At 60.9% G+C, this 21,132-nt stretch carries 20 protein-coding genes and 1 pseudogene; 7 read left to right on the plus strand and 14 right to left on the minus strand.

The annotated features are described in order from the left end of the window. Nucleotides 1-101: 101 nt before the first annotated feature. Nucleotides 102-611 carry a DUF2165 family protein gene (locus tag PMA3_RS24730; RefSeq protein ID WP_064679649.1) on the plus strand — a complete coding sequence of 170 codons (510 nt, stop codon included), beginning with the start codon at nucleotides 102-104 and terminating at the stop codon, nucleotides 609-611. Between the two features lie 11 nt (nucleotides 612-622). Here PMA3_RS24730 and PMA3_RS24735 read toward each other — a convergent pair whose 3' ends face one another. Beyond that, entirely contained in the window at nucleotides 623-1,525 is a 903-nt protein-coding gene (locus PMA3_RS24735) for a DMT family transporter (RefSeq protein ID WP_064679650.1), read from the minus strand. A gap of 203 nt (nucleotides 1,526-1,728) precedes the next feature. Here PMA3_RS24735 and PMA3_RS24740 point away from each other — a divergent pair, with 203 nt between their 5' ends. Then, a complete protein-coding gene (locus PMA3_RS24740; RefSeq protein WP_064679651.1) occupies nucleotides 1,729-2,604 on the plus strand; it encodes an AraC family transcriptional regulator in 876 nt (291 codons plus the stop codon). Between the two features lie 134 nt (nucleotides 2,605-2,738). Here the strand turns inward: PMA3_RS24740 and PMA3_RS24745 are convergent, their stop codons facing one another. From PMA3_RS24745 to PMA3_RS24780, 8 genes are all read right to left on the minus strand, one after another. Further along, the gene (locus PMA3_RS24745) at nucleotides 2,739-5,168 is read right to left on the minus strand and encodes a TonB-dependent siderophore receptor (RefSeq protein WP_064679652.1); all 2,430 of its coding nucleotides are present in this window, start codon (nucleotides 5,166-5,168) and stop codon (nucleotides 2,739-2,741) included. A 261-nt stretch (nucleotides 5,169-5,429) separates the two neighbouring features. Next, the gene (locus PMA3_RS24750) at nucleotides 5,430-6,416 is read right to left on the minus strand and encodes a FecR family protein (protein WP_064679653.1); all 987 of its coding nucleotides are present in this window, start codon (nucleotides 6,414-6,416) and stop codon (nucleotides 5,430-5,432) included. Further along, nucleotides 6,413-6,976: an RNA polymerase sigma factor gene (locus PMA3_RS24755; RefSeq protein ID WP_064679654.1), complete on the minus strand. Its 564-nt coding sequence runs from the start codon at nucleotides 6,974-6,976 to the stop codon at nucleotides 6,413-6,415. Before PMA3_RS24755 ends, PMA3_RS24750 begins: the two co-directional genes overlap by 4 nt. Nucleotides 6,977-6,980: 4 nt before the next feature. Further along, nucleotides 6,981-7,307, minus strand: a complete 327-nt coding sequence (locus PMA3_RS24760; protein WP_064679655.1) for a DUF3325 domain-containing protein — start codon at nucleotides 7,305-7,307, stop codon at nucleotides 6,981-6,983. Beyond that, nucleotides 7,307-8,890: a PepSY-associated TM helix domain-containing protein gene (locus PMA3_RS24765; RefSeq protein ID WP_064679656.1), complete on the minus strand. Its 1,584-nt coding sequence runs from the start codon at nucleotides 8,888-8,890 to the stop codon at nucleotides 7,307-7,309. The genes PMA3_RS24760 and PMA3_RS24765 overlap by 1 nt, the downstream gene beginning before the upstream one ends. Continuing rightward, nucleotides 8,890-9,186, minus strand: coding sequence for a DUF3649 domain-containing protein (locus PMA3_RS24770; protein ID WP_064679657.1), 297 nt, complete (start codon nucleotides 9,184-9,186; stop codon nucleotides 8,890-8,892). Before PMA3_RS24770 ends, PMA3_RS24765 begins: the two co-directional genes overlap by 1 nt. Nucleotides 9,187-9,417: 231 nt before the next feature. After that, nucleotides 9,418-9,828, minus strand: a complete 411-nt coding sequence (locus PMA3_RS24775) for an HPF/RaiA family ribosome-associated protein (protein ID WP_059403312.1) — start codon at nucleotides 9,826-9,828, stop codon at nucleotides 9,418-9,420. Nucleotides 9,829-10,042: 214 nt separating this feature from the next. Continuing rightward, a complete protein-coding gene (locus tag PMA3_RS24780) occupies nucleotides 10,043-10,990 on the minus strand; it encodes a LysR substrate-binding domain-containing protein (protein ID WP_064679658.1) in 948 nt (315 codons plus the stop codon). Nucleotides 10,991-11,125: 135 nt separating this feature from the next. Between PMA3_RS24780 and PMA3_RS24785 the strand changes: the two genes are divergently transcribed. The 3 genes from PMA3_RS24785 (at nucleotide 11,126) to PMA3_RS24795 (ending at nucleotide 14,461) form a co-directional block, all read left to right on the plus strand. Further along, nucleotides 11,126-12,502 carry an L-serine ammonia-lyase gene (locus PMA3_RS24785; RefSeq protein ID WP_064679659.1) on the plus strand — a complete coding sequence of 459 codons (1,377 nt, stop codon included), beginning with the start codon at nucleotides 11,126-11,128 and terminating at the stop codon, nucleotides 12,500-12,502. 63 nt (nucleotides 12,503-12,565) lie between these two features. Beyond that, nucleotides 12,566-13,867, plus strand: coding sequence for a serine/threonine transporter (locus PMA3_RS24790; protein WP_064679660.1), 1,302 nt, complete (start codon nucleotides 12,566-12,568; stop codon nucleotides 13,865-13,867). 276 nt (nucleotides 13,868-14,143) lie between these two features. Further along, nucleotides 14,144-14,461 carry a DUF3509 domain-containing protein gene (locus PMA3_RS24795; protein ID WP_064679661.1) on the plus strand — a complete coding sequence of 106 codons (318 nt, stop codon included), beginning with the start codon at nucleotides 14,144-14,146 and terminating at the stop codon, nucleotides 14,459-14,461. Here PMA3_RS24795 and PMA3_RS24800 read toward each other — a convergent pair. Beyond that, nucleotides 14,458-14,958: a phosphate-starvation-inducible protein PsiE gene (locus PMA3_RS24800; RefSeq protein WP_064679662.1), complete on the minus strand. Its 501-nt coding sequence runs from the start codon at nucleotides 14,956-14,958 to the stop codon at nucleotides 14,458-14,460. The genes PMA3_RS24795 and PMA3_RS24800 overlap by 4 nt on opposite strands. Before the next feature lie 322 nt (nucleotides 14,959-15,280). Between PMA3_RS24800 and PMA3_RS24805 the strand changes: the two are divergent. Then, nucleotides 15,281-15,535, plus strand: a pseudogene (locus PMA3_RS24805) (YebG family protein); the annotation flags it as partial. Nucleotides 15,536-15,718: 183 nt separating this feature from the next. On the opposite strand, the gene PMA3_RS24810 reads toward PMA3_RS24805, so the two are convergent. Next, nucleotides 15,719-16,738 (minus strand): Glu/Leu/Phe/Val dehydrogenase family protein, encoded by a 1,020-nt coding sequence (locus PMA3_RS24810; RefSeq protein ID WP_064679664.1) that lies wholly within the window; start codon nucleotides 16,736-16,738, stop codon nucleotides 15,719-15,721. Nucleotides 16,739-16,921: 183 nt separating this feature from the next. Here PMA3_RS24810 and PMA3_RS24815 point away from each other — a divergent pair, with 183 nt between their 5' ends. After that, the gene (locus tag PMA3_RS24815; RefSeq protein ID WP_064679665.1) at nucleotides 16,922-17,725 is read left to right on the plus strand and encodes a SirB1 family protein; all 804 of its coding nucleotides are present in this window, start codon (nucleotides 16,922-16,924) and stop codon (nucleotides 17,723-17,725) included. Between the two features lie 120 nt (nucleotides 17,726-17,845). On the opposite strand, the gene maiA is transcribed toward PMA3_RS24815, so the two are convergent. Genes maiA through hmgA form a run of 3 tightly spaced genes read right to left on the minus strand, consistent with a single transcriptional unit; the run spans nucleotide 17,846 to nucleotide 21,106 of the window. Further along, nucleotides 17,846-18,481 (minus strand): maleylacetoacetate isomerase, encoded by a 636-nt coding sequence (gene maiA, locus PMA3_RS24820; RefSeq protein WP_064679666.1) that lies wholly within the window; start codon nucleotides 18,479-18,481, stop codon nucleotides 17,846-17,848. 12 nt (nucleotides 18,482-18,493) lie between these two features. Further along, nucleotides 18,494-19,798: a fumarylacetoacetase gene (gene fahA, locus PMA3_RS24825; protein ID WP_064679667.1), complete on the minus strand. Its 1,305-nt coding sequence runs from the start codon at nucleotides 19,796-19,798 to the stop codon at nucleotides 18,494-18,496. A 3-nt stretch (nucleotides 19,799-19,801) separates the two neighbouring features. Then, nucleotides 19,802-21,106 carry a homogentisate 1,2-dioxygenase gene (gene hmgA, locus PMA3_RS24830; RefSeq protein WP_064679668.1) on the minus strand — a complete coding sequence of 435 codons (1,305 nt, stop codon included), beginning with the start codon at nucleotides 21,104-21,106 and terminating at the stop codon, nucleotides 19,802-19,804. Nucleotides 21,107-21,132 lie beyond the last annotated feature (26 nt).

Here is a 21,132-nt window from a genome sequence, read left to right on the forward strand (position 1 = left end):
CATAACTTGCAACTGAGTTCCTTATTGGACTTATTCACAAACGTTATAAACTTGGAAAAATATGGAAGCAGTACCCAAACGGATATTTGGAGATCACTTGAATGAATCATTTCACCACTGTCTGTGCCATCAGACGGAGCAAAGTACTGATTGTCTTGATGGCGGCGCTCTTCGGTATAGCCACCCTTATCAATAACTTTACCGACTATGCGGCATACACAGAGTACATCGGGCGAATCATCAGTATGAGCGATACTGTGGGCAATGATTCCCGACGTTACAGGGCTGTCACTTCGACCCTGTTCCACCACCGTTTTTACTGGGCGATCATAACGCTTGAGGTCATATTCACATTCAGTTGTCTGTACGGGACTTTTCATCTTTATAGGAAAATCAATGCGCCACGCAACGACTTTCACGAGGCCAAAAAGTTCGCCATAGTCGGTTTGACCACCGCCATTTTCGTTTACTACATTTTGTACGTCATCATACTTAACGAATGGTTCGACGTGGAGTATTCCGCTCAGCGCAATGCCTTTGACTGGGCACGAAGCAACATTCAATACATGTTCTTCGCGCTGATATACCTGGTACTGCCAAATGATAAATAATCACTGTCGGCTCACGCCAACTTGCCCGTCATCGGTTTGCCTCTCGCATCGGGTTTGCGAAAAACCAGTACGTTCCCCAGCATAACCATCACCAGGCCTGCCAGCGCCGGGGCGGTCCACTGATAACCCTCGACAACAGCCGACACATTGAGCGCCACCACCGGGAACAGCACCGTGCAATAGGCGGCCCGCTCCGGGCCCATGCGCCCGACCAGCGTCAGATAGGCAGTGAAACCGATGACTGAACCGGGAATCACCAGGTACAACAACGAGCCGATGTAACGGGCATTCCACTCCATATCGAATGGAATGCCTTTGACCAGGCACCAGGCCGAGAGCATCGCTGCGCCATAGGCCATGCCCCAGGCATTGGTGGTCAGCGGCTTCAGGCCGGCTTTCTGCTGCAGGCTCGACAGCATGTTGCCGGCCGAAAAACACAGGGTGCCGAACAAGGCCAGACCCAGCCCGAGCAAGGTTTCCGGGCTGGCGGTATGACCGGCGAGTTCAGGCCAGAACAACAGGCCGAGCCCGAGCAACCCGAGCGCACCGCCCATCAGCACATTGCGCGCGATTTTCTGGCCAAAGAACACCCGCGCATTGAAGGCGTTCCACAGCGTCGCGGTGGAAAACACCACCGCCACCAGGCCGCTGGGGATCCACTGGCTGGCGGTGAGGAAACACATGAAATTGATGCAGAACAGACACAGCCCCTGCGCCACGCAGATCAGATGCCCGCGGCGATTCATCACTTGCAGCTTGCGGCTGAGCAGCAACATCACAAACAGCACCAGCGCGGCGAGGCCGAAGCGATAGACAATCGACACCGGGATGGCCACCACGCCCAGTTGCCATTTCAGGGCAATCCAGGTGGTGCCCCAGATCAGCACGGTCAGCAAGTACAACGAAAGGTTCATGACAAAGGCTCCGGGGTGGGGCAACGCTGTTCGCTTCTGGGCGAGCGAGCAAGCTCCCTCGCCACAGGTCATTGCCTGGTCAGGTGCCCCAGTGTCCTGCGCCAAACCTTTTCGCACTTGCATAAACTTGCGCTTTTATCGGCCCACGGGCTGGCAGGTCAACCTCTACGGAGTAGGATGCAAGGCGTTGGAGAGAACCGATCATGCCCGCACTGGAAAGCCTGCACGTGTTTCAAGCCCTCAACCGCTCGCCCAATGCTCGCCTCGAGCACAGCGCCGAGCTCGGTGACGGCATGGCTGCAGCCTTGTGGAGCAACCATCACGACGCTCAGGATTACGAAGCGCCGAGCCACCACACGCTGTCGTGCTATATCGCTGGCGGCACCGGCACTTATCGCCGCGACCGGCCCGGTACCAAGGGCGGCCCGGACAAGCTGTGCATCCTGCCGGCCGAACACCGGTCAGCCTGGGTGATCAACGGCGACATTCGCCTCGCCCATGTTTATTTCAGCCCTGAGCAGTTTGCCCTCGGCTGCGTCACGCTGCTGGACCGTGAACCGCGCGAACTTCAGCTACGGGAAAGCACCTTCCTTGATGACCCACAACAAGCCCGACGCTTTCGGCAGTTGATCACGCTCAATTGGCAGGAGCCCGGCGAACGCCTGCTCACCAGCAGCCTGGCCCATGAGATGCTCAGTCACGTGTTGCTCGGCCAGGTCGGCATGCGCGAGGGCTTGCGGCTCAAGGGTGGATTGGCGGCGCATCAGCGTCGGCAGTTGGTCGAGTTCGTCGACAGCCAACTGGCAGAAGCCATCAGCCTGGGGCAACTGGCGGGGTTGTGCGCGCTGTCGGAGTATCACTTTGCGCGGATGTTCAGGGAGAGTTTCGGCTTGCCGCCGCATCAGTATGTGTTGGCTCGCCGACTGAACCGGGCGCAGGAGTTGTTACGCACAACATCACAGCCGTTGGGGGACATCGCGTTGGCGTGCGGGTTTGCCAGTGCCAGTCATTTTACCAACCGGTTTCGTCAGGCGCTGGGCGGGACGCCTGGGGAATATCGGCAGGCGTTTTTGCGCTAGACCCAGGATTTTCGGCGCCTGTCAGGCCGCCTTCGCGGGCAAGCCTCGCTCCTACAGTGATCGCATTCATTCAAACAACCCGGTCGTTTGTAGGAGCGAGGCTTGCCCGCGAAGAACGATGACGCGGTCTACCGTCAGAATTCCAGGGTGCTGGACAACGTCACCTGCCGCGCATCCCCCATCGACACAAAAAACCGGCTCGCCGCCGAGGTGTAATAAGTACGGTCAAACAGGTTCTTCACATTCAGCTGAAACTTGACCTTCTGCCCTTCAACCCTGGTGTCGTAGCTGGCAAATGCATCGGCCACCGTGTAGCTCGGCAGGTCGAAATCGTTCACCGCGTTACCCGCCCGCTCTCCCACATACCGCGCACCCGCGCCGACCCGCAGCTGATCACCACCGATGACAGTGCCGAAGTCATAGACCGCCGACAGCGAGCCAGTGTTTTTGGCGACGTTCTGTAGTTTCTTGCCTTTGTAGGTCGGGTCTTGCGTGACCTCGGCATCGGTATAGGCATAGCTGCCGATCATGCTCCAGCGGTCGCTCAGCTGGCCGGTCAAATCGACTTCCAGGCCACGGGAACGTACTTCGCCGGCCGCGCTGTAGAGCGTCACCGGGCCTTCGGAGTTGGCCACCAGCACATTGCGCTTCTTGATGTCGAACAGCGCGACGTTGCCGGTCACCCGGCCAGGGATATCGAGCTTGGCCCCCACTTCCCAGGACTTGGCTTCTTCCGGTGCGATGCTGCCGTCGAGCACGGTAGTGCTGCCACTCAGCGGGGCGATGGTCGAGTTGGGCTTGAAGGATTCGGTGTAGCTGCCGTAGAACGACAACTCATCGGTGTAGCGATAAACCAGGCCGGCGCGCGGTACCCATTTCTGCCCATTGCTGTCGGTGTTGGCCTGGAACGGTACGCCTTTGCCGGCGTACTGGTCGTATTCCTGGAAGCGTGCGCCAGCCACCAGGATCCACTGGTCGGTGAGGTGGATCGAGTCCTGCACGAACACCGAATCGCTGCGCAGCTTATCAGTCTGGGCGCTGTCGGCCGGGCTGACGGTGGTGCCGGCGACCTCGCGGCCGTAAACCGGGTTGGTGTAGCTGAAGGTGCTCAGGCTTTTCTGGCGGATCAGGTCTTCGCGGTAAATCTTGCGGTACTCGTCATCGATGCCGAACACCAGGTCATGCTGCATGCCCGCAACCTTGACCTTGCCTTCGAGGCTGACGGTGGTGAAGCGGTCGGTGCTGATGGCGTTCTGCGTGCCATCCATGCTCCGGGTCAGCGTGCCTGCGTTGGTGTCGATGGCCGTGATGCGCACCTGGCTGGCATCGTAGGTTTCGCGGTTCCAGCTGTAGCCGAAGTGGGCGTTCCAGTCATCGTTGAGCGCGTGATCGGCCTCGAAGTGATACAGGTCCGAACGCCCTTCCATGTTGTTGAACGGCTCATCCAGGCGACGATCACGGGAGATGTCCAGCGGATGGTTGTCACGCGGATCGATGACCGTGCCACGGTCGAACGGGGTCAGGAACTCGCGGTGTTCATAGGCGAACAACAGCGTGGTGCTTTCACCGAACCAGGCCAGGGACGGCGCCACCAGCGTCTCGCGATGGGTGCCGTAGTTGCGCCAGTAATCTTCGTCCTCATGGTCCAGGATCATGCGATACGCCAGCCCGGTATCGCCCAGGGCGCCGGTGCTGTCGAGGCCGCCACCGCTGCCGTTTTTGCCTTCACCATAGGTCGAGCCGCGCAGGGTCACTGCGTTGTATTGCTCTAGCTCGGGCTTCTTGCTGACCATGTTCACCACACCGCCCGGGTCCTGGATGCCGTAGAGCAAGGACGCCGGGCCCTTGAGCACTTCAATGCGCTCGACACTGGCATTGAGCCCACGGCCCTGCACCACCGGCATGCCGTCGCGCATGATCGAGCCGTTGCGGTTGTCGCCGAAGCCGCGGGTCATCACCGAATCCTGGGTGCTGCCCAAGGTATTGCCCTGGGTGATGCCGCTGACGTTGGCCAGCGCATCGTCCAGGTTACGGGGAGCCTGATCGCGAATGACCTGGGCCGGGATCACGTTGACGGTCTGGGGGATTTCCTGGAGCAAGGCCGAGGAGCGCATCACCGAACTGGTGGGCGGCGGCTGGTAGCTCATGGATTGATCCATCACCGAGGTGATGGTGGTCGCGTCCAGGTTCAGGGTGCCTTCGCTGGGCAAGGGTTCCAGGACCAGGGTGTGGCCGTCGGTGCGACGGAAGGTGAAACCCGAGCCGCCGAGCAATCGCTGCAGCGCCTGCTCGGCACTCATCTGCCCGCTGACGGCCGGCGCGGTGATGGCGTAGGGCGCCTCATCGGTGTAGACCACGCTGATGCCGGTGACCCGGCTGAAATCGCTCAAGGCCTGGGGCAGTGGTTTGGCGGCCAGCGCAAAGCTGAATTGGGTACGCTGCTGGTCAGTGCCGGCCTCAGCTGCCAGCGCCACGCTCAACGGCAGCAACGCCAGCGTCGAAAAGCTCAACGCAGATACACCCAACCATTGTTTGACCAAACCCGATTTTGCCCTGGACTTCATTGCTCATGACCTGTGTGGAACCTACGGGATGCGAATGAATCGCAGTTTCAGTCACTACACGGATTGGGATCGGGTTTACCTCACAAGAAAGTTGAAAATATTTTTATTGGAGAGATATGGTGTTTGATCCGACGTCTTCGTCGGAACGCCGCCCGGAGCAAGCCCGCTCCCACATTTGGACCGCATTCCTCTGAGAGAACTCGGTCAAAATGTGGGAGCGGGCTTGCTCCGGGCGGCGTTCCGACGAAGAGGCCAGCAGTCTCACCGCAAAATGATCAGTTGCCCCAAAGTGTGCTGCTCAAACCCCAACACCCCCTGCAACGAACTCAACACCGCCTGCGGGTCCTTGCTCGGAAAACTGCCACTGACCCGCCGTGCCGCCAGTTCATCGTCAAGCAACAGGATCCGCCCCGGGTAATAACGCCCCAGGTCCTGCACCACCTCGGCCAGTGTCGCCTTGTAGTAATTGAGCCAACCCTGACGCCAGGCCAACTGTGCTTCGCTGTCGACGCTGTGGAGTTTTTCCGCCAAACCATCGCCATAAGCCACTTGCTGGCCGGCCGTGAGAATCTGTTGCCCGGCCTGTTTATCCGCCGTGACGCCAACCCGCCCGGACAACACCGTGACCTGCGCGCCGTGGGGTTGCAGGCGGACTTCGAACTGCGTGCCCAGCACCCGCGCCTGCCCCTTTTCAGCGTCCACCACAAACGGATCGCCAGTGTGCGTTACGTTGAAAAATCCGGCACCGCGACGCAACTGGACATGCCGCTCGCCACGACTGAAATCCACGGCAATCGCACTGTCGGCATCCAGGGTGACTTGCGACTGATCCGCCAGGGTGACGGTGCGGATTTCCCCCGGCGCCGAGACATAGTCTGCCCCCAGGTCATCCACCCAGCGCGACGGCTGCCAGCCCGCGCCGAGGCTGATCATCAACACCAGGCACGCCGCCATTGCCAACGCACCGGACCAACGCCGCACGCCGGGCCGGCGCGAGCGGTTCATGGCGTTGAGGTAACCCTGCAAGGCCAGGGCGTCTTCATCGGCCAGGGTTCTCGCCGGTGCTTCGGTCAGCTCCCACATCACTTGTACCTGGGCATACGCCTCGGCATGGGCGGGGTCCGCCTGCAACCAGTGGCTGAAGGCGGCCTGATCGCTACTGTCGGGCTGGTCATGCAACAGACTCAGCCAGGCCAATGCCGCCTGCTCCTGAGCCGGCGTCGGGGTGACGCGTTCGATAGTGTTCACGGTGCTTTCCCTGGCGTGCGCGGTGGGGGTTCGCGAAGGCTGGCCTTGCAGGCTTCGAGGGCGCGCATCATATGTTTTTCCACGGCGCTTTGGGACAAACCCATGGCCTTGGCGATTTCCGCGTATTTACGCCCGTGGATGCGGTTGAGCAAAAAGATCTGGCGGGTGCGCTCGGGCAAGGCGCGCAACGCGGCTTCGACGTGACGCAAATCGTTGCCCGCCTCGAGTGCGGCTTGCGGTTCACTGCCGTGACTGTCCGGCGCATCCGGCCTCCAGCCTTCGTTGACCCGTACCCGCGTGCCTTCGCTGCGCAAATGGTCGATGGCGATGTTGCCGGCGCACCGCAGCAGGTAGGTGCTGAGTTCTTCGACCTGCACCAGCGGCCGGCGCCAGAAGCGCAGGAACAAATCCTGCACCAGGTCCGCCGCCGTCGCCCGACAACCGACGCGCCGACTCACCAGCGCTTCCATTTGCGAGCGCTGGGATAGAAAAACCTGGAGGAAATGCGCACGGGCGCCCCGATGCTCATCATCGCGGGATTCCGGAGGGCGGGTGATCATCCGGTCAGTACTGCGCAAACGCGGCAACGGGGCTGGCGAGCAGGCTCACCCCGGCCAACGACAGGGCCAGGCGCGGGCGATACGGCAGCAACAGCACCAGCAGCAACCCACTGAGCATCAGCACCGCAAACCATTGCACCAGCCCCAGTCCCCAACCCGCCGCCGATACCGCCGCCCACAAGGACAAGGCCAGTAACAGCCAGCCAGTGATGCGCATGCCTTGGCGGCGTCGGAACGAGGGTGTGCGGCCCAGCAGTTCGGTGTGATGCCGATCCATCGACAAACAGAGCGCGGTGAACCCGCCATAGCAAAGCAAAAAGCCCAGCAACATCAGTGCGCCCCTCGCTCAAGGGCGATCGATTGCCCACGCGGGGTTCGGATAACACTTCGAACGTGCCCCGAGCGCTGCATTTTCCACGCAGCCCAGGCGAGAAATACCCCGCTGCCCAGGCACGTCAGATCAAAACCGGCCAAGGCCCAGTCACCCTGCGCCAAGGTGACAGCCAAGTGATAGGGCGTGGTCATGGCGTTCAACAGCGGCACCGCGCAAAACAGCAACGCTGCCAGCGCCAATTGATCGACCCACGCCGCACGACCACGGCGAGCCATGGCATGCAGCACGCTCAAGCCCCAGACAATGAAGAAACTGTTCACCTCCCAATCCGCGCGCCCCGCCATGTCGACCGGCAGCAAGCGATTGGCCCAGAAGAACGCCGCCACCGCGAGCAACAGCCCCGACATGCTGGCAATGTTCAGCACTTCCACCAGCCGCAACTCGAAGGGCATCACCGCGCTTTTCGCATGTTTGAGCTGACGCTTGCCGAGCCAGATCACCAGCCCGGTGCCGATCATCGCCGTGCCTGCCAGCCCGCAAATGAAGTACAGCCAGCGCAAGACCGGGCCGGCGAAGTGGCCCATGTGCAAACCGTAAAAGGCTCCGGAGATCGCCATGGGCAACCGCTGTTCCGGCGTCGAGCCAAGGATCTGGCCGGTGACGCCATTGAAGGTCAGCGCACTGCCGAAGTCGTGGACCACGCGGTCGGCGCCATCCCGGAAAAGCACGACCGTGGCATTCGCATCCCCCGGATTATTGACCGTCAGCCGCCCCACCCCACCGCCCGACCATAATTCGCGGGCCTGTTCCAGCAGTGGCGCCATCGCTGCCAACTGACCCGGTTTACCCGCGGGCTCAGGCGTATTGGCGGCCGGAAATACCTCATCGTAAAACACCCGCACATCGCCCTTGTACGAAGCAAGAATGCTTGCCGGCATCACCATCGCCATGAAAATCACCAGACTGCTGTAGGTGATCATCAGGTGGAACGGCAACACCAACACCCCCACGGCGTTGTGCCCGTCGAGCCAGGAACGCTGGCCTTTGCGCGGGCGGAAGGTGAAGAAGTCCTTGAAAATTTTCTTGTGGGTGATGATCCCGCTGATCAATGCGACGAACATCACCATGGCGGCGATGGTCGACAACCAACGGCCCCATGGGTACGGCATCTGCAGCTGGAAATGGAAGCGATAGAAGAAGTCGCCGCCCCTGGTTTCCCGGCCCTGCACTTCGGCGCCGGTTTGCGGGTCGAGGCGTTTCTCGGTGAACTGACCCCGCTCGCCACGTTTGGCCGGGGCTTGCTGCCACCGCACCGAAAGGCCGGGCTCCCGCGCATCGGGCAAATCGATGAGCCAGCGCGAAGCACTGGCGGCGTGCTGCTGCAGATACTGCTGGGCCAGCGTCAGGCTGGCCTCGGATGTCACGGAGCGGGCGGGAATTTCCGGTTGCATCCAGTGACTGATCTCATCCTTGAAATAGGCCAGGGTGCCGGTCAGGAAAATGGCGAACAGCAGCCAGCCGAAGATCAACCCGGCCCAGGTGTGCAGCCAGGCCATGGCCTGGCGAAACCCCTCTTTCATCAATGGCCCACCCAATACGCCAGGCCCGACAACGCTGCCAGCACCAGGCTCGGCACGATCAGTCCCAGCCAGGCCTGCCATGCGCTGCGACAGGCAAAACACCACAGCACCGAGACGAGGTAGGCCAGAAACGAGGTCATCATCCCGATCACCACGGCTTCGGCGCGGGCCATGGGCAACCACAGGCCCAGGCTGACACTGGCCAGCGCAGCCACGACGTAACCGCCCAGCACCGCGGCCAGCACCCGCGAAGTGACCGCCAGTCGATAGGAAACGGGGAGACTTTTGCCTTTCATGTATCGACCTTGGAGCGAGGGTGGGATCGCGTGAAGTCACGGGACCTGCAAGGTCGCAATATTAATGATAAATATTCTCATACGCAAAACAGATCCGATGAGATCGTCACTCTCGATCAGCGGAGCCTAGGCGTTTTGAAAGACAAGTCACGATCATGCAGGGCGCACAAACGCGAACGGGCCTGCATTAGCAGGCCCGTTCTGTGTGGGACGGTAAAAGTGAATCAGGCTTCAGCCGTTTTGCGCAGCCTGTTCGTTCTCGAGAAACTCTTCTTCCAGAAGCACATCTGCGTGTGCCCCCCTCTCGAACGGCACCACCGCGGCACGTGGTTTGCCCCGCAGTTTGCCGAACAGGTGATCCAGCGCATGTTCCAGTTTGGTGGCCGCCCCGTCGATCGCCAGTTCCAGGGAGTCGGCTTTATGGGTTACGGAAATCGGTTGGTGGCCTTTTGGCCGCGCTTCCAGCTGGCAGCGCATGTCGTGCGGTCCGGGCTTGTCGCCGTTTTCGTCCCGCAGGTGGACCTCGACACGGGTCAGGTCCTCTTCATAACGTTCGAGCGTGCTCTCAATGGTAGTACGTACCCACTCCTCCAGTCGGATGCTGCTTTGAATATGGTTATCACTGTTGACTTGGATTTGCATAGTTCATCCCTTATTTCAGCTAGCTCGCGAGAGGCACATCGGCTGGCCCTTGGGCGTCATCACCGTGACCTCTTACTTACACAATCGGTGTGCGCGCGAAACAATTCAACCCCTGAATAAAGATAAATATGGATTTGCAAAAAAAGTCGGACAACCGGTAAAAGCGCTGCTAAGGTCGGGAGTTGGGTCGCGTCGCTCCGATGTCCCGAACGGCTCACACCTGCCCCTCCCCCAGCGGGTGCAGGCTCCGAAACATCCCCGCCTCTTCCACCAGCCAGTCATGCACCGCACGCACGCCCGGATGACTCAGCGCGCCCGGCGCATAGAGCAGCACGTACCGCTTGTGATTGGGCACCGCCAGGCCAAACGGCACGATCAGCGTCCCGCGCTCCAGCTCATCGTTGAGCAGCGTTCGCCGCGCAATCGCCACGCCCATGCCGGCAATCGCCGCCTCGATGGTCAGGTGATTGCGATTGAAGGTATGCCCGCGCCGGACGTCCGCGCCTTCAAAACCGATGGCATTGAGATAGAACTCCCATTCCGCGTACTCGTAGCTGCCGCGCCAGGCGGTGATGTCGTGCAGCAACGGAAAGTGCACCAGGTTCGCCGGGCCATGCAGCGGCGGGCGACCACGCAACAAACCCGGGGCACAGACCGGAAAGATCTGCTCGTCGAGCAGGGTTGTGGATAACAAGCCGGGATAACTGCCGTCGTTCAGGTCGATGGCCAAATCGAAGTCGCCCTCGTGCAAGGGCACGCTGCTGTCCTCGGCCACCAGGCGTAATTGAATATCCGGGAAACGCTGCTGCAAACGCGGCAACCGCGGAGTCAGCCACTTGCTCAGGAAGGAGGGGATCGAGCGCAGCCGCAAAATCCCGCTGATCATTCCCGCGTCCAGTCGGCGTAATTCCGCATCGATGCTGCCGTAAGCCTCGTTGACGGTGATGGCCAGTCGCTGGCCTTCGGCGCTCAATTCCACCCCGCGCGCACGACGATGGAACAGGCGAAAACCCAGCCGCTCCTCCAGCTGTCGGATTTGCTGACTGACCGCACCCGGTGTGATGTGCAGTTCTTCGGCGCATCGGGTGAACGACAAGTGCCGCGCGGCACAAGAAAACACGTGCAGCCAGACATAAGTCTGGGCGTGTAATTGACGACTCATCGTTTAGTCCTGCTAAAGGCTGTCTTAGGAAGTTTCGTTGGTCATGTAGGACCGAGGGAGGCAGTATCGCCGAGATTGCGCTTGTCCTACAAAAATGGCAGCGATTTCTCCTCCATTGCTTGTATAGGCTTTAGCATGGCTATCAGTGTTTTTGATCTTTTTAAAGTTGGCATCGGTCCGTCCAGTTCCCATACCGTCGGTCCGATGCGCGCCGCCGCGACCTTCGCCCAGGCCCTGATTGACCAGCATTTGCTGAACGACGTACGGCGGGTAGAAATTCGTCTTTATGGCTCCCTGTCGGCGACCGGCGTCGGTCACGCCACCGACCGCGCCTGTGTCATGGGCCTGATGGGCGAATGGCCCGACAGCATCGATCCCGCGTCCATTGATAGCCGGATCCAGACCCTGCGCGAAACCGGCGAGCTAAACCTGGCCGGCAAAACCACCATCGACTTCAGCTGGCAGCATGATCTTTTGTTGCTGGACGAGAGCCTGCCCTATCACCCCAACGCCATGTCCCTGACCGCCTTCGGCGACACCGGAGAGCTGTGGGAGCAAACCTATTACTCGATCGGCGGCGGTTTCATCATCGAGGCGGCCGAAGCCGAATCCGGCATTGCGCCGGCCAGCGATGTCGTGCTGCCCTACGATTTTTCCAGCGCCGCCGAACTGCTCAAGCTCTGCAACCAGCATGGGTTGCGGGTTTCCGAGTTGATGATGGCCAATGAATTGGCCTGGCGCCGCGAAAGCGAAATCCGCCAGGGCCTGCTGCACATCTGGTCGGTGATGCGCGAGTGCGTCGAGCAAGGCTTGATTCATGAAGGCATCCTGCCCGGCGGTCTGAATGTCCCGCGTCGCGCCGCGAAACTGCATCGCAGTCTGTTGGAAATCGGCAAGCCGAATGTCATCACCTCGACCCTGTCGGCCATGGAGTGGGTCAACCTGTTCGCCCTCGCCGTGAACGAAGAAAACGCCGCCGGCGGACGCATGGTCACGGCTCCGACCAACGGCGCGGCCGGGATCATTCCGGCGGTGCTGCACTACTACATGAAATTCAACCCGGACGCGTCGGACGACGACGTGGTCGCATTCTTCCTGGGCGCTGCCGCGGTCGGCATCCTCTGCAAGAAAAACGCGTCGATCTCCGGCGCCGAAGTCGGCTGCCAGGGCGAAGTCGGCTCGGCTTGCGCGATGGCCGCCGCCGGCCTGGCAGACGTGCTTGGCGCCACCCCGGAACAACTGGAAAACGCCGCCGAAATCGGCCTGGAACACAACCTCGGCCTGACCTGCGATCCGGTCGGCGGCCTGGTGCAGGTGCCCTGCATCGAGCGCAACGCAATCGCCGCGGTCAAGGCGATCAACGCCACGCAAATGGCCCTGCGCGGCGACGGCAAACACTTCATTTCCCTGGACCGGGTGATCCGCACCATGCGCGATACCGGCGCCGACATGCATGACAAATACAAAGAGACTTCACGGGGCGGTTTGGCGGTGAGCTGGGTGGAGTGCTGAGGCGCATTCCCTGACCGTCCGTAACGCGTGAGCCCGAGCAAGAACAATAACGAGGCCTGAACGATGACCGATGTACGTACACCTGCTGCCGATAATCCCGCTGTAGACCTGACACGCAATACCGAAATCACCCACAAGGGCTGGACCAAACACGACACCACCTGGATGCTCGGACTCTACGGCACGGCCATTGGCGCCGGTACGCTGTTCCTGCCGATCAATGCCGGAGTCGGTGGTTTCTGGCCCTTGCTGATCCTGGCTGTCCTTGCATTTCCGATGACCTTTTTCGCCCACCGCGGCCTGACCCGTTTCGTGTTGTCCGGTCGTTCCGGAGACATCACCGACGTGGTAGAAGAGCACTTCGGCGTCGGCGCCGGCAAACTGATCACCCTGCTGTACTTCTTCGCCATCTTCCCGATCCTGCTGGTGTACAGCGTGGCGCTGACCAACACCCTGAGCAGTTTCATGGAGCATCAGTTGCACATCGCCCCGCCACCGCGAGCGATTCTGTCCCTGGGGTTGATCCTCGGCCTGATGGCCATCGTTCGTTGCGGCCAGGGTGTCATCGTCAAATGCATGAGCGTGCTGGTCTACCCGTTCGTTGCGGCGTTGCTGCTGCTCGGCCTGAGCCTGATCCCGAACTGGAACGGCGCCTTCTTCGCCACCGCCAGTGAAGGCATGCCGCTGCCGATGTTCTTCCAGACGCTGTGGCTGGCGATCCCGGTGATGGTGTTCTCGTTCAACCACTCGCCGATCATCTCCGCCTTCGCCGTCGATCAGAAGCAACGCTATGGCGAACAGGCCGAGCGCAAAAGCAGCGGCATCCTGGCCATCGCCCACGGGATGATGGTCGTCACCGTGATGTTCTTCTGCTTCAGCTGCGTGCTGGCGCTGTCCCCGGCCGACCTGGCCGCCGCGAAGGCACAGAACATCTCGATCCTGTCGTACCTGGCCAACCACTTCCAGACCCCGGTGATTGCTTACGCCGCACCGCTGATTGCGCTGGTGGCAATCACCAAATCCTTCCTCGGCCATTACATCGGTGCCAGCGAAGGCTTTCAGGGCCTGATCGTGAAGAGCCTGCGCGGCCGTGGCCGGGTGATGTCGTCGAGCTGGCTGAACCGGGTGACGGCGCTGTTCATGATCCTCAGCTGCTGGGCCGTGGCGACCTTCAACCCGAGCATCCTGGGCATGATCGAAACCCTCGGCGGGCCAATCATCGCGTGCCTGTTATTCCTGATGCCGATGTACGCCATCCGTCGTGTGCCGGCATTGCGCCAGTACTCGGGCCAGGCCTCGAACGTGTTCGTGGTGCTGATCGGTTTGATTGCACTGTCTGCGATCATTTATTCATTCATGCCCTGAAACGGGCAGCCCCCCTGTAGAAGCGAGCTTGCTCGCGATGGACGTTAACGATAACGCGTTACTGCTGAATAAACGCGTCGCCCTCTAGTCCATCGCGAGCAAGCTCGCTCCTACAGTGGTGTCAGCGACAGTCCCTCCCACATTCATTGTCCGACAATGTTCCCGGCATGCCCCTTGCTTTGCTTCATGGCCATGGGATGCCAATGGTCTGGTGTTGCGAACCAATCCGATCACGGCAGGTCAACCACTGCACGTTCAATCAGGCGGTAACGCATCATGGACAACCCTTTTCAGCTCATTACCGATGCCTTTGCACCGGATTACCAGATCAACCTGAGCATTCAGGGGCTGGACGGCAGCATCATGCTGACCCTGTCCAACAACGGCCACGTGGTTGCCAAACGGATGATCAGCGCCGATCAACGCAATGACCCCAAGCGCCTTAAACGCCTGGTGGAAAGCATTCAGTTCGGCATCGCCATCGAACAGGGTCACAGCGCCGTGGCCATCCTCGAAGCCATGACCGACGGCGATAATCGCAACCTGCCGCCACCCCAGGTCAAAAGCCACGGCCGGCCGGCCATGGGGCTTTAAATCTCGCCCTTCTCCACCTCGGGATGCTCACCGGAACCCGCACCGATCTTGCGTTGCGGGTGTTCGATCTTCACCGAAGGGAATTGCGACGAGGCATAACGCACCACCAGGATCGAAAACGCCAGCAGCAGAATCCCGCCACACAGGTAGATGATCCCCACGTCGGGCGGATTGTGGTGAGAGACATTGGAGATCAGCAGTCGCGTCAGCGCGGTGATCGCCACATAGATCAAAAAGCGCACCGGCATGTGGTTGGTCTTGAAGTAAATCCCGACCATCGCCCCGAGCTCCAGGTAGATGAACAGCAGCAAGATGTCATCGATCTTGATGTGCCCTTCTTCGAGCATCCCCAGAAACTCCATCACCGCCGCCCACGCGGTCACCGCACCGATGGCGAACAGCGCCAGGTAGTGGAAGGTCTCGACGAACAGATTGCCCAGGGACTCGGCCAGTTGATGCACGTTCTGCCGCAGCTTCTCGGCCCAGTTGATTTTCACGGTGATTCTTCCTTAGCTCGGTTCGAGCGGATAATGCGGGTTGGACGTGACAGTTGTTCTGCATGCAGAAAAAAGGCCAGAGGCCTTGGGTGAGATGATGGCTGCGGGAAATGAGGCACGTCTGTGGTGTCTGGACGGACGCCTTCGCTGTAGGAGCGAGGCTTGCCCGCGAACCGCTTGACGCGGTTTACCTGAAAAACCCTGAATCCGGTCTAAATTGAAAAGTCACTACCCAAAGCGACGGGATTCGCTTATCCTTTCGCTGTATATAGATACAGTAGTCGATACAGACAACTTAATGTGAAGGCATGTGAGGTGGTGAATGGCCGTCGAAGTGGTATACCGCAGCAGCCGAGATCTGGAGCGTTTGTTCATGGATAAAGCCGAAGCTGACCGTCATGACAAAATGCTCGAACTGGCTGAGTTGCTGGCCGAGGTGTTGCAGAAAGCCGTTCCGTCCCTGACTGAACAGCAAGTGGAAGAAGCCGGGATCTACATGGCGAAAAATCGCGACGTGTTCGCCAAGGCATTCAAGAGCCAGCCGGATGCGTTGTCCGAATTGCTGAATGCGCCTGCTGAAGTCGTTGAGCCTGATGAAGTGACTGCACCTGTTGAAGCGGCTGCACCGGTCGAAGTGCCGAGCGCTGCGCCGACCAAGCCAGCCAAAGCTGCCAAGACGCCGAAGTAACCAGCGCCCGAATTGAATAGGCCCTGAATCGAATGATTCAGGGCCTTTTTCATGCCCATAAGATCAAAATTTTCAGCGGTACAACACTTTCTCCGCCAACTCATCCGCCACCCGCGCCGGGGAGCGTTTTTCCGCCTGGGCATGGGCGAAGACTTCGGTCAGGCGCGAGCTGATTTTCGACAGGTGCGCGGTGATGGTCGCCAGCGCTTCGCCGCGGTGCTTGAGCGAAACGTAGATCAGCCCACCGGCATTGATGACATAGTCCGGCGCATACAGGATGCCCCGCCGTTCCAGTTGATCGGCGACATCCAGATGGGTCAGTTGGTTATTGGCGGACCCGGCCACCGCAGCACAGCGCAGTTGCGTCACACTGTTGCTGTTAAGCACCCCGCCCAGGCCGCAGGGCGCAAGGATGTCGCACGGCGTGCTGAGCAATGCGTCGTTGGCGATCGGGTGCGCACCCAGTTGCTCCATCGCCAGCTGTACCTTGCCGTGATCGATGTCGCTGACCAGCAGTTCGGCACCGGCGGCATGCAGCTGCTCGGCCAGGGCAAACCCCACATTGCCCAGCCCTTGAACCGCCACGCGCAGGCCTTCGAGGTTATCGCTCCCCAGGCGGGCCATGGCGGTGGCACGAATGCCGGTGAATACGCCCATGGCCGCATGGGGCGCCGGGTCACCCGCCGAGGTGGTGCTGGTGACGTGCTGGGTCTGTTGGGCGATGCAATCCATGTCCGCCACCGAGGTGCCGCTGTCGATGGCCGTGATGTAGCGGCCATCGAGCTGATTGATGCAGCGGCCGAATGCCTCGAACAACGCGGCGCGGTTTTCCACATGCACCGGGCGCATGATCACCGCCACGCCGCCGCCCTGAGCCAGGCCAGCGAGCGCGGCCTTGTAACTCATGCCTTGCGCCAGTCGAACAGCGTCCTCGACAGCGGACTCGTCGTTAGGATAGGCCAGGTAACGACAGCCGCCCAAGGCAGGTCCGAGACGACTGTTATGAATGGCAATCACCGCCTTCAACCCGGTGACCGGGTCGACGCTCAAATGCAGCGATTCAAGGCGAGTGCTTTGCATGAGAGCGAACATCGCAGGGCTCCCGAATGACTACTCGTAGTCGCCAGTATAGGCTTGCGCTCAAAAATTGCAGAAGCGCGCCGGAATAAGCGCAGTCGCCAAACAGGCTTTCGGAAATAACCGCAAAGCGCTTGCGCGGGGTACTGGACGAATGTCGCAGACGAGGCTAAAACGAGGCATACCCCGGAGATTTTGATGACCCCGCGCCAATGCTTTTTTGCCTGTCTGCAACGATCACCGCCCGCGCTGTTCGAGGCGGCAGTGTGGATCGCTGCCGAACACGAAAAAGAGGTGAATACCGAGGCGGTCCTGAAAAATTTCAAGGACCTGCAGCAACGAGTCAGTTATGGCTTGCCGATGTTGCCGGTCAGCGAATTGGCCCAGCCACTGTTGCGGCGCATGAATGACCTGGGCTTCGCCCAGGACGACTTCACCCCCTTGCGCCCGCACGTGGCCTTGGTCAACAAAGTGCTGGAACGCCGGCGCGGCCAGCCGCTGGCACTGGGGTTGATTGCGCTGGAGTTGGCCAGAGGGCTGGAAATTCCCCTGGTCGGGGTCAACTTCCCCGGGCATTTCCTGCTGCGCGTACCGGGTGCCGATCACCTGCTCGACCCCTGCGGTGGCCGTCGCCTGTACCCCAATGATTGCCGGGAACTGCTGCAACGCCAGTACGGCCCAAACATGAAACTCAACGCCGAGCACTTGCTGACCGCCGAGCCGGTGCAAATGCTGCAACGGCTGTCGCGCAACCTGCGTCAGTTGCACCTCTCCAACGATGACTACATCGGCGCCCTGATCGATGCCGAGCGAGTGCTGGAATTGGGCAACGCCAGCGCCGCCGATTACCTGGCTCGGGCCAGCCTTTATCAACGACTGGACTGCCCGAACGCCGAACGCTTCGACCTTGAGCATGCGTTGCTGCTCAGCGACGACCCGATCCAGCGAATCCGGCTGACGGAGCGGTTGGGGCATCTTCCCCCTAACTCCATCGTGCATTGATCACCGGCCTCCTGTGGGAGCGGGCTTGCCCGCGATTCAGGCGATGCGGTTTATCAGGTAAACCGCGTTATCGTTCATCGCGGGCAAGCCCGGCTCCCACAGGGTTCGTGGTGAGGCGCTTCAAGGGGTGTCGGGCTGGTTTGCCGGATGCGCCTTGATGAATGCCGGGTGTGTCGCGGCGAGTGCCGCCACTCGACGAATCCGCGGATACGCCTCAAGCGAGATGTTGAAGCGCTCCGCCGCGTACAACTGCGGAATCAGGTAGGTATCCGCCAATCCGGGCTGCGGACCGAAGCAATAACCCTCATCGCCGATCAACTGCTCCACCGCCGCCAGCCCCTGGCTGATCCAGTGGCCGATCCACTCGACCACCTGGGTTTCATCGTGGCCCAGTTGCCGCAGCTTGTTGAGCACGCTGACGTTGTGCAACGGGTGCACGTCGCAACCGATCAGTGACGCGACGCCACGTTCACGGGCGCGTGCGGCGAAGTCTTTGGACAGCAGCGGCACCTGTGGATAACGTTCTTCCAGGTACTCGATGATCGCCGGTGACTGGATCAACAGGTCACCTTCATCCGTGCGCAACGCCGGCACCCGGCCTTGCGGATTGATGTCCAGGTATTGAGGTTGTCGGTGCTCGCCACCCGGCGGGGCGATCAGGTTGATCGGCAGCGCCCGATAGTCCAGGCCCTTGAGCGCCAACGCGATCCGTACCCGATAGGACGAGGTCGAACGGTAATAGGTATAAAGTTCCATGAGCCGATCCTCTTAGCGCGCCGGCAGCACTTTGCCGCGGCATTCGCCGAAACCGATCGAAGCAACGCCCTCGCGGCTGCAGCGGGCGCGCAGGATGATTTCGTCGCCGTCTTCGAGAAATTTACGCACCTCGCCCGACGCCAGTTCAATCGGCTTTTTGCCACCCTCGGTGATTTCCAGCAGGCTGCCGAACTGACCGCTTTCCGGTCCCGACAAGGTGCCCGAACCAAACAGGTCACCGGCCTGCAGCTGGCAGCCGTTGACGCTGTGGTGCGCGACCAGTTGCGCCACGGTCCAGTACATGTGCCGGGTGTTGCTCAGGGTCAGGCGATGGGCCGGCAGGTTCTGCTCGCGCATGGCTTCGGTGAGCAGCAGCACTTCCAGTTCGATGTCGAAGGCACCGGCGGCTTGATCGCGTTTGTCAAACAGGTAGGGCAGCGGCTGCGGATCGCCTTCGGGACGGGTCGGTTGCTCGCGACGGAACGGCTCCAGCGCTTCGGCGGTCACCACCCACGGCGAAATGCTGGTGATGAAGCTTTTCGACAGGAACGGCCCCAGTGGCTGGTATTCCCAGGCCTGGATGTCCCGCGCCGACCAGTCGTTGAGCAGGCAGAAACCGGCGATGTGATCGGCGGCGTCGCCGATGGCGATCGCATCGCCCATCTCGTTGCCCTGGCCGATCCAGATACCCAGTTCCAGTTCGTAATCCAGGCGAGCGCAGGGGCCGAAGGTCGGCTCTGTCTGACCGGCCGGCAGGGTCTGGCCTTTCGGACGGCGCACGTCGGTGCCGGACGGGCGAATGGTCGAGGCGCGGCCGTGGTAACCAATCGGCACGTACTTGTAGTTCGGCAGCAGCGGATTGTCCGGACGGAACAGTTTGCCGACGTTCTGCGCGTGCTCGATACCGACGTAGAAGTCGGTGTAATCGTTGATTTTCGCCGGCAGGTGCATGTCGCAATTCGCCGCCAGCGGCAGCAGTTTCGAGCCTTGGGCTTCGATCTTGCCGTGCAGGGTGCTGCCTTCGGTGAACAGTTCCAGCAGACGTTCGCGCAGGGCAACACGAGCGTCACGGCCCAGTTCGAAGAACGCATTCAATTGACCGCCGCGGGTGGCTTCGACTGCAGTCTTCGCCGCGCCGTCGAACAGACCGGCATCGAGTGCCGCTTCCAGATCGAAAATATGCTCGCCGATGGCCACACCACTGCGGGGGGCCGCGCCCTTCACGCTGAACACGCCCAATGGCAGATTCTGCAGCGGGAAATCAGCATGGCCGTTGGCGGAGGCAACCCAGCTACGAGTGATGGAAGTCTGAGTCATGGCTTATCTCCGGGTCGGATCGAAAGTGGCGGGCAGCGTGGCCCAGCAGGCATCGTAAGTGGTTTGCAATTGCGCGCAGTCCAGGGCGAAACGGCTCGGGCGCAGCACCTGGCTGGTCTCGAACATGAAGGCCATGGTGTTGTCGATTTTCGCCGGGGCCAGGTTGGCGTTGATCGCCCTGGTGCAGGTTTCGCCGTCCGGGCCGTGGGCGCTCATGCAGCTGTGCAACGACGCGCCGCCGGGCAGAAAGCCTTCAGCCTTGGCGTCGTATTCGCCCTGGATCAGGCCCATGAACTCGTTCATCAGGTTACGGTGGAACCACGGTGGACGGAAGGTGTTCTCGGCGACCATCCAGCGTGGCGGGAAGATCACGAAGTCGAGGTTGGCCAGGCCGTGCACGCTGGTAGGCGAGGTCAGGACAGTGAAGATCGAAGGGTCCGGGTGATCGAAACTGACCGTACCGATGGTGTTGAAGCGGCGCAGGTCATATTTGTACGGCACGTTATTGCCATGCCAGGCGACCACGTTCAGCGGCGAATGATCGAGCTCGCAACCCCACAACTCGCCGAGGAATTTCTGCACCAGGGAGGTCGGTTGCTTCAGGTTTTCGTACCGGGCGACCGGGGTCAGGAAGTCCCGCGCATTGGCCAGGCCGTTGCTGCCAATCGGCCCCAGGTCCGGCAGGCGCAGCGGCGCGCCGTGGTTCTCGGCGATGTAGCCGCGGGCTTGCGGGTCGAGCAGCTCGACACGGAATTTCAGGCCACGCGGCAACACGGCGATTTCCAGCGGTTCCAGTTCCAGTACGCCCAGCTCGGTGGCGATGCGCAGGCGCCCCAATTGCGGCACCAGCAGCAGTTCGCCGTCGGCGTTGAAGAACACCCGCTCCATGGAACGGTTGGCGCGGTAGCTGTAGATGCTGATCCCGGACGGTTTTTCCGCGCCCGAGTTGGCCGCCATGCTCACCAGCCCGTCGATGAAATCGGTGGGCTCGCTCGGGATATCCAACGGGTTCCAGCGCAGGCGGTTGGGGGTGACTTCACCCAAGGGGCCGCCGGCCAGTTGCCGATCCAGTTTGACGAACGCCGGGTGGTTGGCCGATGGCTGAATGCGGTACATCCAGGTGCGCCGCGCTTCGCTACGAGCCATGGTGAACGCCGTGCCGGAGAACAATTCGGTGTAAAGGCCATAGGGGGCTTTCTGCGGGGAGTTTTGGCCGACGGGCAGTGCGCCGGGCAACGCCTCACTGCTGAATTCATTGCCGAAGCCTGACTGATAAGCCAGCGCGGGCGCCGTTGAATCGAGGTTCATGGAGCCTCCTGAACAGGGAGAGGGCA

Source organism: Pseudomonas silesiensis (assembly GCF_001661075.1).
Classification (GTDB): domain Bacteria; phylum Pseudomonadota; class Gammaproteobacteria; order Pseudomonadales; family Pseudomonadaceae; genus Aquipseudomonas; species Aquipseudomonas silesiensis.

Coding starts and splice junctions, on each gene's coding strand:
- PMA3_RS24730 (WP_064679649.1), top strand. CDS start 102: ATGAATCATTTCACCACTGTCTGTGCCATCAGACGGAGCAAAGTACTG.
- PMA3_RS24735 (WP_064679650.1), bottom strand. CDS start 1,525: ATGAACCTTTCGTTGTACTTGCTGACCGTGCTGATCTGGGGCACCACC.
- PMA3_RS24740 (WP_064679651.1), top strand. CDS start 1,729: ATGCCCGCACTGGAAAGCCTGCACGTGTTTCAAGCCCTCAACCGCTCG.
- PMA3_RS24745 (WP_064679652.1), bottom strand. CDS start 5,168: ATGAAGTCCAGGGCAAAATCGGGTTTGGTCAAACAATGGTTGGGTGTA.
- PMA3_RS24755 (WP_064679654.1), bottom strand. CDS start 6,976: ATGATCACCCGCCCTCCGGAATCCCGCGATGATGAGCATCGGGGCGCC.
- PMA3_RS24760 (WP_064679655.1), bottom strand. CDS start 7,307: ATGTTGCTGGGCTTTTTGCTTTGCTATGGCGGGTTCACCGCGCTCTGT.
- PMA3_RS24765 (WP_064679656.1), bottom strand. CDS start 8,890: ATGAAAGAGGGGTTTCGCCAGGCCATGGCCTGGCTGCACACCTGGGCC.
- PMA3_RS24770 (WP_064679657.1), bottom strand. CDS start 9,186: ATGAAAGGCAAAAGTCTCCCCGTTTCCTATCGACTGGCGGTCACTTCG.
- PMA3_RS24775 (WP_059403312.1), bottom strand. CDS start 9,828: ATGCAAATCCAAGTCAACAGTGATAACCATATTCAAAGCAGCATCCGA.
- PMA3_RS24780 (WP_064679658.1), bottom strand. CDS start 10,990: ATGAGTCGTCAATTACACGCCCAGACTTATGTCTGGCTGCACGTGTTT.
- PMA3_RS24785 (WP_064679659.1), top strand. CDS start 11,126: ATGGCTATCAGTGTTTTTGATCTTTTTAAAGTTGGCATCGGTCCGTCC.
- PMA3_RS24790 (WP_064679660.1), top strand. CDS start 12,566: ATGACCGATGTACGTACACCTGCTGCCGATAATCCCGCTGTAGACCTG.
- PMA3_RS24795 (WP_064679661.1), top strand. CDS start 14,144: ATGGACAACCCTTTTCAGCTCATTACCGATGCCTTTGCACCGGATTAC.
- PMA3_RS24810 (WP_064679664.1), bottom strand. CDS start 16,738: ATGTTCGCTCTCATGCAAAGCACTCGCCTTGAATCGCTGCATTTGAGC.
- PMA3_RS24815 (WP_064679665.1), top strand. CDS start 16,922: ATGACCCCGCGCCAATGCTTTTTTGCCTGTCTGCAACGATCACCGCCC.
- maiA (WP_064679666.1), bottom strand. CDS start 18,481: ATGGAACTTTATACCTATTACCGTTCGACCTCGTCCTATCGGGTACGG.
- fahA (WP_064679667.1), bottom strand. CDS start 19,798: ATGACTCAGACTTCCATCACTCGTAGCTGGGTTGCCTCCGCCAACGGC.
- hmgA (WP_064679668.1), bottom strand. CDS start 21,106: ATGAACCTCGATTCAACGGCGCCCGCGCTGGCTTATCAGTCAGGCTTC.